The sequence below is a fragment of the Kitasatospora sp. NPDC036755 genome (genome assembly GCF_040636595.1).
Classification (GTDB): domain Bacteria; phylum Actinomycetota; class Actinomycetes; order Streptomycetales; family Streptomycetaceae; genus Kitasatospora.
This window is the reverse complement of record NZ_JBEZUT010000188.1, coordinates 1-16,955: the sequence shown is the minus strand read 5'-3', so window position 1 is coordinate 16,955 and position 16,955 is coordinate 1. Positions and strand designations below refer to the sequence as shown.

Sequence of the window (16,955 nt, the reverse complement as noted above, 5' to 3'; positions counted from 1 at the left end):
CGATGCTGATGGTCGCCACCATCTGGTACCTGGTGGTCACCACCCTGCTGTCCATCGGCACGGCCGTACGAAGGGCACCCTCCGCCGCGTCCGCCGACGCCCCGGTCGGGTGCCCGGCGTGACCGGACCCGGTCGATTCCGTGCCCTTCAGCGCCGATCGGCCGTCAAGTAGCCTGCGCCCACGCCACACCGCTCCACCGTTCCGCCGCTCCGCCGTTCCCGCCGTGGCCGACGCCCCGGCCACGGCCGAAGTGCCGCCCCGCCGCACTGCCGCCGCCCACGCCCCGGAGGTACGCCGATGCCCCTGGCCCAGCCCGTCGCCCCCGCCCGGCTGCGCTTCGCCGTCCTCGGCCCCCTGGCCGGCGAGGCCGGCGGCCGCCCCCTGGCCCTCGGACCGCTGAAGCAGCGGCTGGTCCTGGCCGTCCTGCTGAGCCGGGCCAACACCGCCGTGCCGGTCGACCTGCTCACCGACGCGGTCTGGCCCGAGGAGCCGCCGCGCACCGCCCGGAAGAACCTCCAGGTGTACATCTGCACCCTGCGCACCCTGCTCGGCCGCGAGGACGGACCCGACCGGCTGGTGCACTCGGCCGCCGGCTACCAGCTGCGGGCCGCCGAGCCCGAGCTGGACCTGCTCCGCTTCCGCGCCCTCGCCCGGGCCGGCCGGGCCGCCGCCGACGGCGGAGCGCTCGCCCCCGCCGCCCGGCTGCTGCGCCAGGCCCTCGACCTCTGGCAGGGCCCGCCGCTCGCCGACCTGCGCTGCTCCCCCGCCGTCCAGGCCGAGGCCGACCGGCTGGAGGCCCGCTGCCTGGGCGTCCACGAGGACTGGGCGGAGACCGAGTTGGAGCTCGGCAACGCCGGCGCCGTGGCCGAGGACCTGGCCGAGCTCGCCGAACGCCACCCGCTGCGCGAACGCCTCCAGGCCGCCCGGATGAACGCCCTCCATCTCTCCGGCCGCCAGGCCGAGGCGCTCGCCGTCTACGACACCCACCGCCAGCTGCTCGCCCGGGAGTTGGGCCTGGAGCCGAGCCCGGCACTGACCGCCCGCTACCGCGAGCTGCTCGCCCGCGGCCGCTCCCGGACCACCGCCGCCCGTTCGGAGCGCGGCACTCCCCCGCCCGGCGCCCTGCTGCCCGCCGACACCGCCGACTTCACCGGGAGATCCGACGAACTGCGCGACCTCGTCGAGGAGTTGGGCGACGGAGGCAGACGCGTGGCGGTGCTCTCCGGCCCGGCCGGCAGCGGCAAGACCGCACTCGCCGTGCACGCCGGCCACCTGCTCGCCGACCGCTTCCCGGACGGCCGGGTGCTGGTCCGGCTGCGCACCGAGGACGGCGCCGCCCGCCCGCTGCCCGAGGTGCTCGCCGAACTCGCCGCCCTCACCGGCCGCCCGGGCGCCCCGACTTCGCCTCCCCCAGGGACCGTTCGGCCCGGCCACGGCCACGGCCACGGCGACCCGGCGCAGGCCGCCGCGCTCTGGCGGGCCTCGCTCGCCGGGCGCCGGCTGCTGCTCATCCTGGACGACGCCCCCGGCGAGGCCGTTGTCCGCGAACTGCTGCCGGGCTTCGGCCCGAGCGCCGTGCTGGTCACCTCCCGCAGCCAACTGGCCGGCCTCGCCTCGGTACGCCGCATCGCCGTCCCGCCGTTCGCCCCCGCCGAGGCCCTGGACCTGCTCGGCCGCATCGTCGGCACCGGCCGGACCGGCGCCGACCGCGCGGCCGCCGCCCGGATCGTCGCCGCCTGCGGGCTGCTGCCGCTCGCCGTACGGGTCGCGGGCACCCGGCTGGCCGTGCTGCGCCACCTCCCGCTCGCCGAGTACGCGGCCCGGCTGGAGGACCCGGCGGGCGCCCTGGACGAGCTGGTCGCCGGGGACGTCACCGTCCGCGCCCGGCTGGACTCCGGCTGGCACGACCTCACCGACCAGGGCCGGCTGGCCCTGGCCCGGCTCGCCGCCCTGCCGCTCGCCCTGCTCTTCACCCTCCCGGAGGCCGCCGCCGCCCTCGGCCGGCCCGAGCGGCTCGCCCTGCGCACCCTGGAGGCGCTCACCGACACCGGGGCGGTCACCTCCCCCACCGGCGAGGTGACCGCCCACGCGGCGCTGTACGCCCTGCCCCGGCTCACCCACCTGCACGCCCGGGAGCACGCGGTGCAGGCGGTGGGGGCCGTCGGGGGCTAGCGTCACCCCAGGGTCAACAGGTCCAGCACGTCCGCCCGTTCCTCCTCCAGGGCGGACAGCGCCAGCAGCACCCCGGCCGCGCCGGTGTGGAGGTCCGCCGAGAAGCGCCGCAGCCGCATCCCCGGCACCAGCAGCCCCTCCGGCCGGGCCACCAGGTGCCACTGGAGCTTGCGCACCTGCCCAAGCACGGCCTCCCGGGCCGCCGCCCCGCCCAGCCGGTCCAGCGCCAGCGTCAGCCCGACCCGCCCCCGGAACAGCCCCGGCTCGCGGATGAACCCGGGCGCGCAGACCTTTCGCACGTCCGCCAGGAAGGCCTCCCCGCCCGGCAGTTCCGCGTGCTCCAGGAACTCCCGCACCACCAGCGCGATCCCGCTGCTGCCCCGGTCCAGGTAGGCCAGCCGGCGCCCCGCCTCCAGCACCTGAAGGGAGCCGTCGGGCACCCGCACGCAGCGGGCCACCGCCCGCTCCAGCGCCGTGCGCGCGCAGTCCAGCAGCCACCGCTCGCCGGTCCGTCGGTACAGCCGCAGCTGGAGCAGCGCGATGCCCGCCGACCCGTACAGCAGCCCGGCGGCCGCCGGCTCGTCCAGCCCGGGCACCGGAGCGCCGCCCAGCGCCGCGGCCAACTCCCGGGCGTCGTCCAGCGCGTGGGCCAGCTCCCGGGGGCTGTCCAGGGCCTCGGCCAGCCGCAGCCGGGCGAGCGCCGCGCCGGCCCGGCCGCCGAACAGGCCCGCCTCCCGCGCCGGACGGGCGGTGCGCGCCCGCTCGACCAGCTCCGCGGCCGCCTCCGTCCGGCCGATCCGGGCCAGCACCAGCGCGGTGCCGAGCGGGCCGTCGTACAGCCCGCCGGCCCCCGGGCGCCCGGCCCGTCGGCGCACGGCCGCGACCAGCCAGTCCGCGTACTCCTGCGGCCAGTCGGCCCCGGTCCGGTGCAGCGCGTGGAGCACCCCGGCCGCGCCGTGCGCCACGCCCGTGCCGCCGTCGGCGAAGCCGGCCACATCGCCGGGGAAGAGCCGGTCCGGCCGGTCCGGGGTGGCCCCCGCGTGGATGCCCGCGACCAGCTCCCGGCGGGCCGGGCCCAGCGCGGGCCCGTCCAGCAGCTCCCGTCCGCGCCGCTCGGTCACCGACTCCACCGACGGCAGCACCGCTCCAGGGCGCACCGGCCCCTCCTCCGGTCCCAGTCCGAACCACTCACGGGCCCGCCGTTCCAGCGCCGGGAGCTTGCCCGGGTCTCGGTCGGCGAGCTCCATCACCGGCATCAGCAGCATCAGCCAGGTGACCCACAGCAGGTAGCGGTCCGCCTCGGCGCCGTCCAGCCCGGGCGGTACGCGCGGTCCGGCCGCACCGGCCGTCGGCACCCGCCGGTCGTCCAGCGCGGCCGCGTACTCGAAGTCGACCAGCACCACGGAACCGTTTGGCCGGAGCACCACATTGGCCGGGTGGAGGTCCCCGAACCGCACGCCGCGCGCGTGCAGCGCGCCGAGCGCCTCCTCCAGCCCCGCCACCACCCCGCCCACCCACCGGGCGTACTCGGCGCGCTGCCCGGCGGTGCAGTTCTGGTGCACCAGCGGGTAGCGGCGGATCGCCTCGGCGAACAACTGGACGCCCTCGATGTGCTCCTGCACCAGGAAGGTGTGCTCCCAGACCGTGCGCACCTCGTGCAGCCGGGGCACGCACGCCAGCCCGGCCAGCCGCTCCAGCGCCCACTGCTCGCGCCGCAGCCTGGTCAGCGCGTCCGTCCCGGTGCCGTCCAGCCCGGTGTGCGGGCGGGCCTCGCGCAGCACCACCCGCTCGCCGCCGGGCCGTTCGGCGAGGTAGATGCCGCCGGCGTTGGAGAACTGGAGCACGTCGACGATCCGGTAGGGCAGGTCCCCGCCGGCCGCCGACCGGGCGGCCAGGTACGGGCGCAGCGCGGCCGGCGGCTCGACCCACCCGGGCAGCCGGAACACCGGCTCGCGCGGGTCCGGCACCAGCGTGCCGGACGGGTCCCGCAGGGCCGGGACGGTCCGGCCCGTCGCGTCCTGGCACCACAGCTCGACGAAGGCCCCGTAGCGGGCGTACACCGGGGCGTTCCCGATCCGCAGGTCGGTGAGCACGTACGGCCCGGGGACGCCGTCCAGCGCCTGCGCCAACTCCTCGGCCAGCGTGAGGAACTCGCCCTCGGTGGCCGGGTAGACGGTGATGAACTTGCCGCTGCCGCCCCGGCCCATGTACTTGCCGTTCGTCACCCGCAGCGCCGCGGGGCTGCGCAGGAACTTGAACGCCGTCCGGCGGGCGAGGCAGATCCGCGCGACGGCGGCCAGCGTCCGCTCGGCGCCGTCCGGCGCCGCCGACACGTGCAGCTTCCAGCCCTGCTCCGGCAGGCGGGCGCCGTCGGGCCGCAGCGCCGTCCACAGCCCGCGCCGCTCCCGCCGCCAGCCCTCGGGCGGCTCGCCGAGGCCGAGCGGGTAGCGCTCCGCCCGGTCGCGCAGCCGTCCGGGGGTGTCGTAGTACGTCGGGTCGGCGAGGCAGTACAGCTGGGTCTCGTGGGCGCCGGCCAAGGCGGGCCTCCTGTTCCGGAGTTCGTTCGGGGTCTTCCGGGGCCTTCCGGGGTCTTCCGGGAGCGGGCGGGTCCGGCGGCGGGGTTCAGACGGCCGGGAGCAGCGCCGGTCCGCGCCGGACCGGCGGCGCCCAGGTGACCACGGCCGCGCAGAGCGCGATGGCGAGGGCCAGCGCCGCGAAGGTCCGGGTGCCGCCGACCGAGCCGAGCAGGGCGCCGCCGACCAGCGGGCCGAACGGCTGGACCAGGGTGGACAGGAATCCGGCCGCGCTCTGCACCCGGCCGATCCGGTCGCGCGGCGCGGCCAGCAGCATGCCGGAGACGAAGCCGATGCTGGCGACGGTGGACAGGCACATGCAGACCGCGCAGAGCAGCCCGATCAGCAGCGGGGCCCGGGTCAGCACCAGCACCCCGGCGGTCAGCGCGGAGGCCCAGCAGGCCAGCGCGACCAGGCTGCCGTCCCGGGCCCGGGCGCTGAGCCGGGGGGCCAGCAGCGCGCCGGCCAGGGCGCCGGCCGCGGTGCAGGAGACGACGGTGCCGCCGCCCAGGCCGGAGCGGCCGCCGTCGGAGGCCACGGCCAGGGTGGCGAACATCAGGGCGCTGAACGCGAAGTTCATCCCCAGGCCGAAGATCAGCAGCAGGGTGCGCAGGTAGGGCCGGCGCCAGATGAAGGCCAGTCCGGCGGTCAGCTCGGCCCGGCTGAACACCGGTCCGCTCGTCGCGGCGGGCCGTGCGCGGGTCCGGATCAGCGCCACGCAGACCGTGGACAGCAGCAGTCCCACGCCCTCGGCGAGGAACGGGAGCACCGGGTGCCAGGCGAACAGCGCCCCGCCGCCGAGCGGCCCGACCAGCCGGGCGGCGGCGCCGCGCGCCTGCATCCGGGAGGAGGCCTCGCGGGCCTGGTCGGTGGGCACCACCGCCCGCAGCAGGGCGCCGGCCGCCGGCCCGTAGGCGCTGGAGATCAGCGCCCCGGCGGCGGCGACCAGCAGGACCAGCGGCAGCGGGGTGCGGCCGCGCAGCACGGCGACGACCAGGGCGGAGACCGCGAGCAGGCTGAGGACGTCGCAGATCCGCATCAGCCGGCGGCGCTCGATCCGGTCGGCGAGCACCCCGCCGGGCAGCATGGTGAGCAGCAGCGCGCCGACCGAGACGGTGCCGATGGCGCCCGCCCGGGCGGCCGATCCGGTCTCCCGCAGGACCAGCAACGGCAGCGCGATCGAGGCGAGTTGGGAGCCGAGCGAGGCCAGCAGTCCGCCGACCCAGAGCAGCCGGAAGTCCCGGTTGCGGGCGAGCGGGGTGGGTTCCATGGCCGTCCTCCGTGGTCGGGTGCCGCCGGGTGCTGCTGTCATCGGGCCGGGGCGGTCCCGTCGCGACGGGACCGCCCCGGAAGCCTTGCGGTGCCGACGGCCGGGGCGGCGGTGCGTCCGCCCCCGCGGACGGCACGGTGTGTCCGGACTCCGGTCAGACCGTGGTCTCGGCGCCGTGGACGTAGCTGATCAGGCTGAAGCAGATGCCGTCGGAGGACTCGCTCTGGATCTTCATCGCCTGGAGGTCCAGGACGTTGGCCACGTGCGCCTCGACCTCCGGGGTCTCCTCGCCGTTCTCGCCGACGTTCTGCTGCTCCATGTTCTCGGCCATGGTCGAACTCCCTTCCGCATGGGGGTGGTCACGGATCCGACGAGCGGAGGCCCGCCGTCGCCCACCATGGTGGGGAGGGCCGGCTGGGCGCGGCTTCGGAGCCGGTTGGGCGCCGGTATGTCCGCAGGTCGGCGTGGTCGCGGCGGCCCGCGCGACCCCCGGCAGGCCCTGCCGGGCAGCCCTCGCACCCCGCCCCACCTGCGGCCATACCGTTCGCCAGGCGTTCCCGAACCGCTCCCGAAGCCCGCCCCGCGACGCTGACCGGGAACGCCCGCGCCCACCCGTTCCGCCCCGCCGCGCACACCCCGCACTGCGAAGGACGACCGAAGGACGGCCACCATGCCCTGCCCACTCTGCGCCCAGCTCGTCGGCACCAACGACCAGTTCTGCCCCTCCTGCGGCACCCCCCGCGCCGCCGCGCTCGACCTGGCCGCCGAGGAGCGCAAGCTGGTCACGGTGGTCTTCTGCGACCTCGTCGACTCCACCGCCCTGTCCGGGACGCTCGACCCGGAGACCCTGCGCGAGGTGATCCTGCGCTACTTCGAGCGGATGCACCGCCGGATCGAGGCGCACGGCGGCACCCTGGAGAAGTTCATCGGGGACGCCGTGATGGCCGTGTTCGGTGTCCCGGTGGTCCGCGAGGACGACGCCCACCGGGCGCTGGCCGCCGCGCTCGCCATGCTGGAGGACCTGGAGGACCTCAACACCGAGCTGGACGCCACCCTCGGGGTGCGCCTGGACGTCCGGATCGGTGTCAACACCGGCCAGGTGGTGGCGGGTTCGGACGCCTCGGCCCGCCAGGCGCTGATCTCGGGCGAGACCGTGAACATCGCCGCCCGGCTGCAGACCCGGGCCGCCCCCGGCCAGGTGCTGATCGGCCCGCAGACGCTGCGCGCGGCCGGCCCGGCCGCCCAGGTCGACGAGGTCGGCCCGCTGCAGCTCAAGGGCAAGACCGAGCCGGTCACCGCCTACCGCCTGGTCGGCCTGGACGAGGACGACCCGGAGCTGCTGCGCCGCTTCGACGTTCCGCTGGTCGGCCGGGAGCGCGAACTCGACCGCCTGGACGCCGCGTTGGCCCGGGTGGCGGGCGGTGAGGGGGCCGAGCTGCTGCTGGTGTCCGGCGAGGCCGGCATCGGCAAGACCCGGCTGGTGCGCGAGTGGCGCGAGCGGGTGGGCCGGCGCAGCGCGCGCTGCGGCACCGCCCGCTGCCGCAGCTTCGGCGAGCAGGGCGTGCTGGCGCCGCTCGCCGAGGCGGTCCGCACACTGCTGGACGAGCCCGAGGGCGCCGCCCCCGCCGAGGCGCTGGCCCGGCTGGCCGAGGCGACCGCGCCGGGCCTGGACGCCCGCCGCTCGCTGGAGCTGCTGGCCGCGATCCTGCGCGGCCGCACCGTCGAGCGCCCGGCCGTCCTGGTCCTGGACGACTGCCAGTGGGCCGGCCCGGTGCTGCTGGACGCCGCCGAGCTGCTGACGGCCGAACTCGGCACGGCCCCCGTCCTGTTGCTCTGCCTGGCCCGGCCCGAGCTCCCGGCCGCCCGGCCGGAGCTGCCCGCGCTGCCGGTCGGCGGCCTGTCCTGGGACGAATCCGCCCTGCTGGCCGCCCAGTTGACCGAGCTCAGCGCCCACCAGGACGCGGTGCCCACCCGGCTGCTGGAGCGCGCCGAGGGCAACCCGCTGCACCTGGAGGAGCTGCTGGCCGCCCTCACCGAGACCGAGGGCCCCGCCCCGGCCGACGAACTGCCGCCCACTGGACGGGCGTTGCTCAGCGCCCGGATCGACGGGCTGGAGCGCGACGAGCGCGCCACCCTCGACCTCGCCGCCGTCCTCGGCCGCGCCTTCACCGCCGCCGAACTCGCCGAACTCGCCGACGGCGGCAGCGACCAGGACGCCTTCGCCGACCCGCAGGACGACGTCTTCACCGGCCCGATCGACGGCCTGCCGGTCGGCCCGGCCGCCGGCGGCGACGACACCCCGCCCCGGCTGTACGCCGCGCTGGCCCGGCTGGCCGAGCTGCGGCTGGTCGAACCGAACGGCACCGGCTACCGGTTCAGCAGCGGCCTGGTCCAGGAGACGGTCTACCAGTCGATGTCCAAGCGGGCCCGCGCGGAGCGCCACGAGCGCGCCGCCGACCTGCCCGCCGTCCGCTCCACCGGGGACGCGTCCGTCGGCGGCCACCTGGAGCGCGCCCACCGCTACCGGCTCGAACTCGGGCTGCTGGACACCCGCACCGACGTGCTGCGCACCCGCGCGGCCGCCACCCTCGGCGCCGCCGGGGCCGGAGCCCTGGCCCGCGCCGACCTGCCCGCCGCCACCGACCTGCTGGAGCGCGCCGTCCGGCTGCACTACCCGGGCGAGCGCGCCGCGGGGCCCGCACTGCGCCGCCTCGGCGAGGCCCGGCTGGCACTCGGCCGCACCGAGGAGGCACTGCCCGTCCTCGCCCAGGTGCGGGACGCGGCCGCCGACCCGCTGGACGCCGCGCACGCCCGGCTCGCGCTGGCAGGCCGCGGCCTGCCGCCCGGCCCGGACCAGCCCGCCGCGACCGCCCGCGCCGTGCTGCCGCTGTTCACCGACACCGGGGACGACCTCGGCCGGGCCCGGGCCTGGCTGCGGCTGGCCGAGGAGCACTTGCTGGCCGGCCGGCACGCCGACGCCGAGCAGCTGCTGGACGAGGCCCTCGACCGGGCCTGCCGCACCGACGCCGAACTGGACCGGGCCGCCGTCCTGGCCGCGCTGGCCGCCTCGCTGCTGGCCGGCCCAGCGTCCGTCCCCGACGCGACCTTCCGGCTGCGTGCCCTGCTCGCCGAGCACGGCACCGGCCGGCGGACCGTCCGGATCGCGCTGAACGGCCCGCTGGCCGTCCTGCTGGCACTGCGCGACCGCCCCGAGGAGGCCGAGCTGCTGCTCGCCGAGGCCAACGGCCTGGCCGGGGAGCTGTCGCTGGCCGAGGCCATGGTCGCGCTGCCCGCGCTGACCGCCCAGGCGGCGGCCGCGCTCGGGCAGAGCGGCCAGGCGCTGGACCTGCTCGCCGACGCCGCCGAGATCGCCCGCCACCAGGGCAGTGCCGCCCCGCTGCCGCGCCTGGCCCTGACCACCGCCCGGGTCCTGCTGGACACCGACCGCCCGGCCCAGGCCGCCCGGCACCTGGACGGCGCGGACGCCGTCGCCGCGCTGCCGCCGGTGCTCGCGATCGAACTGGACGCGCTGCGCGGCCGGCTCGCCGCCGCCCGGGGCGAGGCGGCACCGGCGCTGGACCTGACCGCCGCCGCCCTGGCAGGCGCCGAGGCCACCGAGTCGCTGCTGCTCCAGGCGCTGACCGCGCTCGACCGGGCGCACGCCCTGCTGCTGCTCGACCGTCCCGCCGAGGCCGCGGTCGTCGCCGCCACCGCCCGGGACCGGTTCGCCGCCAAGGGCCACCTGCCGGGTGTGCGGCGCGCCGAGCGGCTCGGGGGCACCCGGTGAGCGGCCCGGCCGGCCTCACCTGGAGCCTGCGCGACCGTGGCCCCGCCGACCTCCCGGTGCTCGCCGACGCCGTCGCCCCCGGCGAGGAGGGCGCCGGCGAGGGCGGGGGCACCGGCAAGGGCGTGCGGGTCTGCGTGGTCGACTCCGGGGTCGAGCCCGACCACCCGCTGGTCGGGCCCCTGCAGGGCTCCTGGGCGGTGGTCAAGGACCCCGTCACCCGGGAGCTCGCCGTCCGGCCCGACACCGCCGGCGACACCTGCGGGCACGGCACCGCCTGCGCGGGCATCATCCGCCGCACCGCCCCGGACTGCGAGCTCTACAGCGTCCGGGTCCTCGGCGAGCGCTTCACCGGCACCGGCGACATGCTGATCGCCGGGCTGCGCTGGGCCGTCGACCAGGGCTTCGACGTGGTCAACCTCAGCCTCTCCACCACCCGGACCCGCTTCCTGGAGCAGCTGCACGCGATCGCCGACGACGCCTTCTTCGCCCGTACCGCGATCGTCGCCTCGGCCCACAACACCCCGGTGGAGAGCTACCCTTGGCGGTTCTCCTCGGTCATCTCGGTGGGCAGCCACCAGGAGGACGATCCGCGGCTGCACCTGTACAACCCGGAGCCGCCGGTGGAGTTCTTCGCCCCCGGCCAGAACGTCCGGGTGCCCTGGCTCGGCGGCGCCACCATCCGCACCACCGGGAACAGCTTCGCGACCCCGTACGTGGCGGGGCTCTGTGCCCGCATCCTGTCCCGGCGGCCGCGGCTGACCACCTTCCAGCTGAAGAGCGCGCTCTACCTGACCGCGGCCAACGTCCGGGTCCCCGCCGCCGTCCCCGACGGTTCCGCCGTCCGCGTTCCCGCTCCTGACACCGTCCTGGTTCCTTCCACCCCCACCCCGGAGGCGCCCGATGACCCTCAGCACTGACCCCGCCGTCGACCCGCTGGCCCGCGAGCTGCTCCAGTCGGTGGTGGACGTCGCCCGGGCGATCTTCGGTGCCCAGGCCGGCTCGGTCTGCCTGCTCGACGAGACGGCCGGGGAGCTGGTCTTCCAGGCCGTCTCCGGGCGCGGCGAGGAGTCGCTGGTGGGCCGCCGGTTCCCGGCCGGCCGGGGGATCGCCGGCTGGGTGGCCGCCTCCGGCGAGCCGATGGTGGTCGACGACCTGGGCGCCAACCGCACCTTCGACCGGGACTTCGCCGAGTCCACCGCGTACGTCCCGACCGCCCTGATGGCCGCCCCGCTCACCCACGGCAGCCGGGTGCTCGGCGTCCTGGAGGTGCTGGACCCGGCCCCGCAGGCCCGCGCCAGCCTGCCCGAACTGGACCTGCTGGCGATGTTCGCCCGCCAGGCGGCGGCCGCCCTGCGGGTGATCGCCGAGCGCTCCCCCGCCCCGGAGCCGACCCCGGACCGTGCCGCCGCCCTGGGGCTGCTGGCGGACCTGGAGGAACTGCTGCGACGTTAGCGGCCCGGCCGGGCGCGCCGCTGCGCCGTCGGCCGCCCAGCCGCCCAACCGCCCAGCCACCCAACCGCTCAGCCACCCAACCGTTCAGCCGTTCAGCCGCTCAGCCGTTCAGCCGGGCGAGCTGCCCGCGCTCCAGCGCGGCGTACACCGTGCCGTCCGGGGCGACGGCGATGCCGTGCGGCTCGGCGCCCTCGCCCGGGATCGGGTGGCCGTCGAGCCGCCCGTCCGGGTCGAGCACCCCGATCCGGCCGGCGCCCCACTCGGTGAACCAGAGCCGGCCGTCCGGGCCCGCCGTGATCGCGTGCGGCTTGGCCGAACGGTCGGCCAGCGGGTACTCCGTCACCTCGCCGTCCACGGTGATCCGCCCGACCAGCCCGCCGCCGATGCCGACGTACCAGAGCGCGCCGTCGGCCCCGGCGGTGATCCCGACCGGCGCGGTGCCCTCGGTGGGCAGCCGGTGGACGGTCACCGCGCCGTCCGTGCCGACCCTCGCCACCGCGTCCGCCTGGTTGAGCGTGCACCACAGCGCCCCGTCCGGGCCCGTGGTGAGCAGCGAGGGGAACGCCCCCTGGAACGGCAGCGGGTGCTCCGTCACCTCGCCGCGCACGGTGATCCGCCCGACCCGGTCGACGTTCAGTTCGGTGAACCAGAGCGCCCCGTCCGGCCCGGGGGCGATCCCGTACGGCCCGGGGTCGACGCCCGGCACCGCGAAGGAGGCCGTCCTCCCGTCCGGGTCGATCCGTCCGATCCGGTGGTCGCGCATCCGGCTGAACCAGAGCGCCCCGTCGGGCCCGGCCGTGATCACCGCCGGCCCGCACCCCGGCGCCCCGAGCCCGAAGCGTTCCACCGCCCCGTCCGGGCCGAGCCGCCCGACCTCCCCGGCGTGCACCAGCGTGAACCAGACGCCCCCGTCGGGCCCCACGGCCACTCCGTACGGCCCGGCGCCCGTCTCGGCCACGTCGATCAGTTCCATCCAGCCCCTCCCGAGCACTATCGCGACTCATGTCGCATTAGTGATGCTCGCACACCGTCTCACGGCCCGGCAACCGCTTTCTCCGCCCGGTCCGGGTCGCCCCGCAGCACCGTGACGACGCCCATGGCGGCGGCGCAGACCGGCACCGCGAGCAGGGCGCCGATGATCCCGGCGATGCCGGAGCCCGCCACCACGGCGACCATGATGGTGGCCGGGTGCAGCTCCACCGTCCGGCTCTGGATGACGGGCTGGAGGATGTTCCCCTCGATCATCTGCACCGCGAGCACCACCCCGAGCGCCCAGAGCGCCGTGCCGAGACCACCGTCCGCGAGCGCCACCAGGACGGCGACCGTGCCGGACAGGAAGGCCCCGACGAACGGGATGTACGCCCCCATGAACACCAGCGCGCCGAGCCCGGGGGCACCCGGCACGCCGAGGGCGACCAGGCCGACGGTGATGAACCCGGCGTCGATCAGGGCGATCAGGGTGGTGCCCCGCATGAACCCGGCCATCGCGTCGAAGGCCCGCTCGGCGCAGGCGATCACCGTCGTGGCGCTGCGCTCGGGCAGGTAGGAGCGGATCGCGTCGCCGGTGCGGTGGCCGTCCCGGAGGAAGAAGAACACCAGGGCCAGCGACAGCACCGCGCCGGCGATCAGCTGGGTGAGCAGGCCGAGCCCGGAGAGCACCCCGCTGGTGAGCGTGGAGACCAGCGAGTTGGTCTCGCCCTTGGCGTTGCTCAGCGCGTGCTGGATCTTCGCCCCGAGCGGGCCCAGCCAGTCGGCCAGCCGCTCCCCGGCCTCCTGGAGCGAGGAGGCGATCTGCGGGGCGCTGTGCACCAGGGAGTTGACCAGCAGGGCGATCACCCCGCCGACCGCGGCGACCAGCACCGTGCAGGTCAGCCCGGCGGCCAGCCCGCGCCCCACGCCCCGGCGCACCAGCCAGGGCACCACCGGGTAGAGCAGCGAGGCCCCGAGCAGCGCCAGCACGAACGGCACCGTCGCCGCCCGCAGCTCGACCAGCGCGAACACCACCAGCGAGGCGACGGCGATCAGCAGGATCACCGCCACCGACCAGGCCGCCGCCTGCCGCAACCCGGGCGGCAGCATCAGGTACGGCCTGCGGTGGTCCGGCTGCCGCTGCTCGCCGGGCGCGCGCTCCACGGTCACGGCCACCTCCGCCGGGGGTCGTCGACGTCTCCGAACCGCCCCAGCTCAGCAGAGGTTCCGACGGCCCGCGCGGCGGATCGGCCGGGAGCACCCGAACGGGCTACCCGGGCGTCTCGAAGCGCACGGTCCCGCCCCCGCCGGCGAAGGCCAGCACCCGCTCCGCCTCGGCCCCCGCCGCCTCCCGGTCGGCCGGCCGCAGCGGCGCGAACGGGACGACGGCCACCTCCCGCTCGCCGGCCGCCCGCCACGTCCCGGCGACCAGCCCGTCCACGAGCAACGTGCCGTGCACGATCCCGTTCCGGGTCATCACCCGGTCCTTGTACTCCTCGGGCAGCACCCGGGTGCGGTCCGCGTGGGAGAGCAGCAGGTTGTCGAAGGGCGCCACCAGCCGCACCGGCGCCGGGGTGTCCGGGTCGGGGCGGGGCGCCTCGGGCAGGTCGTACAGCTGCCGGCCGTGCTCGTCCCGGAAGGCCGCCAGCCGCGGCGCGAGCCGGCGCAGCACCGGGGCGAGGCCGCCGAGGCCGCTCCACTTGCGCAGGTCGGCGGCGGAGGCCGGGCCGAAGGCCGCGAGGTAGCGCAGCACCAGGTCGTCCGGGCAGGGATCGGGGTCCAGCGGACGGCCGAGCCAGGCCTCGGCGGTGGTGTGGGCCGCCGGGCCGCTCCGCCCCCACAGCCCGCGCGGCGGGACCTGCACCAGCGGCAGCCGGCACCGGGCGGCCTGGGCGAGGGCGGCCGGGTCGCGGTCCGGACGGCTCGCGGCCAGCAGCGCGCCGAGCTGCTGGAAGGTGCGCGGCTCCGCCTCGACCAGTGCGCGGGCCTCGGCGGCGAGCGCGTCCAGGTCAAGTCCGGCGAGCCGCCGGCCGTAGGTGGTGCGCAGCGCCTGGTCCAGCATCGGCTGGAGCAGCGGGCGCAGCGTCAGGCAGTCCTCGGCGGTGACCAGGTGGATGGTGCCGCGCTGGAGGGCGATCCGGACCACCGCCCGCTGCTCGATCAGTGTGCTCAGCCGCTCGGGCGCGAAGCCGTCGAGCCGGGCGAGCAGGCCGAGGTAGGGCGGCTGGGGCGCGGCCCGGGGCCTGTCGTCGAACTCCCGTCGTCCGCCCGGAGGGCGGGCGGGGCGGCGTTGGGGTGCGTGCATCGCAAGGCGGAGGAGGGAGCCACTGCGGTGGGGGCACCTCCCGGCCGGAGGCTGGGGGCCATTGGCGACCGACGACAACGCGGCGAGGTGCGTGCCCCAACGTCGCCCCGCAGACGCGAGTTCGACGACAGGCCCCTGAGGCCTGGAGGCCGCCGAGGTGGTGGATGACCGCGGCGGGCGACCGGTCGGTGCGGGTGAGCAGGTGCTGACGGGCCAGCAGGGCCCGGCCGAGCGCCCGGGTGCCGAGCACGGTCACCGGCGGCCGTCCAGCACCGAGCGCAGCACGTCGATCCGGTTGGAGGTGATGGAGGCGACGCCGGTCTCGCGCAGCCGGCGCATGGTGCGGCGCAGGTCGGCGGTCCAGGTGGAGACGGCGAGACCCTGGTCCGCCGCGGCGGCGGTGAACTCGGGGGTGACCAGGCCGAACGGCGGGTTGAGGTAGCGCGGGCGCAGGTCGTCCAGCAGGGCGCGCGCCGGCATCCGGGGCTGCTTCCAGGTGAGCGCGATCTCGGCGTCCGGGCTGAGTTCGCGCACCGCGAGCATGGCGGTGGTGGGCCCGCAGAAGGCGACCGACCGTTCGACCCCGAGCCCGGTGACCACCGACCAGGTCGCGGCGACCGGCCGCTCGTCGTCCAGGTCGATCAGCAGTCGGCGGCCCTCGGCGGCGGCCACCGCCTTGACCGCCTCCGCGAGGGTGGGCACGACGAGCGGGCCCTGCCGCAGCTCCTCCAGCTGTTCGGCGGTGACCCGGTCGATCGGCCGCGGGTCGCCCCAGAGCCGTTCCAGGGTGCGGTCGTGCAGCAGGACGGGCACCCGGTCGCGGGTGAGCTGGACGTCCACCTCGACGGCGTCGGCCCCCGCGGCGAGCGCGGACTCGACGGAGGGCAGGGTGTTCTCGCGGAACCGGTACGGGTCGCCCCGGTGGGCGACGGCCAGCGGCTTGGCGGCGGCGTTCATCGGATCCTTCCGGAGAGCCAGGGGGTGAGGTCGCGGGGGCCGATGGCCTCGCGGTGGCTCGGTTCCCCCGGGACGGTGACGATCAGCGTGGTGGACGGCGGGAAGGTGCGCGCCCTGACGTGCACCAGGTCGGACCAGACGGCGTTCAGGAAGCCGGGGACGCGGTCGCGGTCGACGTCGAAGGCGATGCCCTCGACGGTCACGGCGGCCTCGTCGTGGGTGAACAGCCGGACGGTGACGGCGGGGCGGCCGTCGAACTCCAGCAGCGCCTCGTGCGGGAGGGCGTCGTCCAGGTCCCCGTCGAGGCCGCCGCCCGTCCGCTCCGGGCCGACCAGCCCGGCGAAGGTCCGGTCGTGGCCGATGTCGTGCTGGGCGCGGACGGTGCGGCCGTGCCGGGCGGCCACGGCCTCGATCGCGAGCACGGCGCTCTGGGTGGTCGGCAGGTGCGGGGGTGTCATCCGGGCCTCTCGTTCGGTTCCGGGGCTCGTGGCGGGCATGCGGGAGCGGGCGTCCGGAGGTGGGCGTCCCGCCGGGGTCTCAGCGTCGTTCGACCATCACGTTGGTGGACTTGATGACCGCCGTGGCGGGTGCGCCGGGGACCAGGTTCAGCTCCTCCGCCGAGTCCCGGCTGATCAGCGACACCACCCGGAACGGCCCGGCCTGGATCTCCACCTGCGCGGCCACGTCGCCGAGCCGCACGTCGGTGACGATCCCCGGGAGGCGGTTGCGCGCCGAGGACGGCCGGCCCTCCGCCTCGGCGTTCTCCGGCCGGGCCAGCTCCCGGGCGAAGGCGGCGAGCTCGGCCCCCGGGATGATCCGGTGCCCGTGCTCGTCCCGCGCGGCGGCGACCCGCCCGGCGTCCACCCAGCGCCGCATGGTGTCGGCGCTGACGCCGAGCAGCGCCGCGGCCTCGCCGATGCGGTACGGGTTGGCCGGCACCTCGGGCTGGCCCATGTGCGTCTCCTGACGGTGGTTCCGGGTCCGGGGGCGGGCGCCCCCGCGCCATCCTGCCGTACCGGCGGCGGGGGTGATCACGCGAGGGCCGTCACGGCTCGCCGAAGAGGTCGCGCCGGGCCGCGTCCCCGGCGGTGAGCACGGCTCCGGCGAGCACCGCGCCGCCGCCGGCCGTGCCGGCCCGCACCTCGGTGCGCAGCGGGGAGAGCCGGGCCAGCCGCCGCTGCACCCGGCCGGCCAGCTCCGGGCCGCCGGCCCGGCCGATCTCGCCGCCGAGCACCACGCAGCCCGGGTCCAGCACGACGCAGACGCTCGCCGCGCCGATCGCGATCCGCTCGGCGAGTTCGTCCAGGAAGCCCTCGCCCGCGGCGCCGACCGCCAGGGCGGCCCGTACCGCGGCCTCGGCGGCGGGGGCGTCCCCGCGCTGTACACCGTGGCCCGGCAGAACAACCGGCCCGCCGCCCTCACCGCGCTCGCGCTCACCTGCCTCCCGAACGCCCTCGGCATCTGGTACC

The 16,955-nt window shown here is 77.2% G+C and carries 13 protein-coding genes and 1 pseudogene; 4 read left to right on the top strand and 10 right to left on the bottom strand.

The features are described 5' to 3' along the window. Positions 1-298: 298 nt before the first annotated feature. Positions 299-2,173 carry a BTAD domain-containing putative transcriptional regulator gene (locus AB0E96_RS25450; protein WP_359827613.1) on the top strand — a complete coding sequence of 625 codons (1,875 nt, stop codon included), beginning with the start codon at positions 299-301 and terminating at the stop codon, positions 2,171-2,173. A 2-nt stretch (positions 2,174-2,175) separates the two neighbouring features. On the opposite strand, the gene lanKC is transcribed toward AB0E96_RS25450, so the two are convergent. The 3 genes from lanKC to AB0E96_RS25435 form a co-directional block, all read right to left on the bottom strand. Further along, positions 2,176-4,710: a class III lanthionine synthetase LanKC gene (lanKC, locus tag AB0E96_RS25445; protein ID WP_359827611.1), complete on the bottom strand. Its 2,535-nt coding sequence runs from the start codon at positions 4,708-4,710 to the stop codon at positions 2,176-2,178. A gap of 85 nt (positions 4,711-4,795) precedes the next feature. Continuing rightward, positions 4,796-6,016 carry an MFS transporter gene (locus AB0E96_RS25440; protein WP_359827609.1) on the bottom strand — a complete coding sequence of 407 codons (1,221 nt, stop codon included), beginning with the start codon at positions 6,014-6,016 and terminating at the stop codon, positions 4,796-4,798. Between the two features lie 154 nt (positions 6,017-6,170). Next, positions 6,171-6,347, bottom strand: a complete 177-nt coding sequence (locus AB0E96_RS25435) for a hypothetical protein (protein WP_359827608.1) — start codon at positions 6,345-6,347, stop codon at positions 6,171-6,173. Between the two features lie 339 nt (positions 6,348-6,686). On the opposite strand from AB0E96_RS25435, the gene AB0E96_RS25430 reads away from it, so the two are divergent. Genes AB0E96_RS25430 through AB0E96_RS25420 form a run of 3 tightly spaced genes read left to right on the top strand, consistent with a single transcriptional unit; the run spans position 6,687 to position 11,255 of the window. Further along, positions 6,687-9,803, top strand: a complete 3,117-nt coding sequence (locus AB0E96_RS25430) for an adenylate/guanylate cyclase domain-containing protein (protein WP_359827607.1) — start codon at positions 6,687-6,689, stop codon at positions 9,801-9,803. Beyond that, positions 9,800-10,720, top strand: a complete 921-nt coding sequence (locus tag AB0E96_RS25425) for a S8 family serine peptidase (RefSeq protein WP_359827605.1) — start codon at positions 9,800-9,802, stop codon at positions 10,718-10,720. Before AB0E96_RS25430 ends, AB0E96_RS25425 begins: the two co-directional genes overlap by 4 nt. After that, positions 10,704-11,255, top strand: coding sequence for a GAF domain-containing protein (locus AB0E96_RS25420; RefSeq protein ID WP_359827603.1), 552 nt, complete (start codon positions 10,704-10,706; stop codon positions 11,253-11,255). Before AB0E96_RS25425 ends, AB0E96_RS25420 begins: the two co-directional genes overlap by 17 nt. A 100-nt stretch (positions 11,256-11,355) precedes the next feature. Here the strand turns inward: AB0E96_RS25420 and AB0E96_RS25415 are convergent, their stop codons facing one another. The 7 genes and pseudogenes from AB0E96_RS25415 to AB0E96_RS25385 form a co-directional block, all read right to left on the bottom strand. Further along, entirely contained in the window at positions 11,356-12,228 is an 873-nt protein-coding gene (locus AB0E96_RS25415) for a virginiamycin B lyase (protein WP_359827601.1), read from the bottom strand. Between the two features lie 59 nt (positions 12,229-12,287). Further along, positions 12,288-13,394 (bottom strand): AI-2E family transporter, encoded by a 1,107-nt coding sequence (locus tag AB0E96_RS25410; RefSeq protein ID WP_359827600.1) that lies wholly within the window; start codon positions 13,392-13,394, stop codon positions 12,288-12,290. 100 nt (positions 13,395-13,494) lie between these two features. Continuing rightward, complete coding sequence (locus AB0E96_RS25405; RefSeq protein ID WP_359827599.1) at positions 13,495-14,529, bottom strand: winged helix DNA-binding domain-containing protein; 1,035 nt, start codon at positions 14,527-14,529, stop codon at positions 13,495-13,497. A 252-nt stretch (positions 14,530-14,781) separates the two neighbouring features. Beyond that, complete coding sequence (locus AB0E96_RS25400) at positions 14,782-15,486, bottom strand: glycerophosphodiester phosphodiesterase (protein WP_359827598.1); 705 nt, start codon at positions 15,484-15,486, stop codon at positions 14,782-14,784. Further along, positions 15,483-15,944, bottom strand: a complete 462-nt coding sequence (locus AB0E96_RS25395; protein WP_359827596.1) for a hypothetical protein — start codon at positions 15,942-15,944, stop codon at positions 15,483-15,485. Before AB0E96_RS25395 ends, AB0E96_RS25400 begins: the two co-directional genes overlap by 4 nt. A 79-nt stretch (positions 15,945-16,023) precedes the next feature. Next, positions 16,024-16,440 carry a helix-turn-helix transcriptional regulator gene (locus AB0E96_RS25390; RefSeq protein WP_359827595.1) on the bottom strand — a complete coding sequence of 139 codons (417 nt, stop codon included), beginning with the start codon at positions 16,438-16,440 and terminating at the stop codon, positions 16,024-16,026. 91 nt (positions 16,441-16,531) lie between these two features. Further along, a pseudogene (locus tag AB0E96_RS25385) lies at positions 16,532-16,955 on the bottom strand (ROK family transcriptional regulator); the annotation flags it as partial.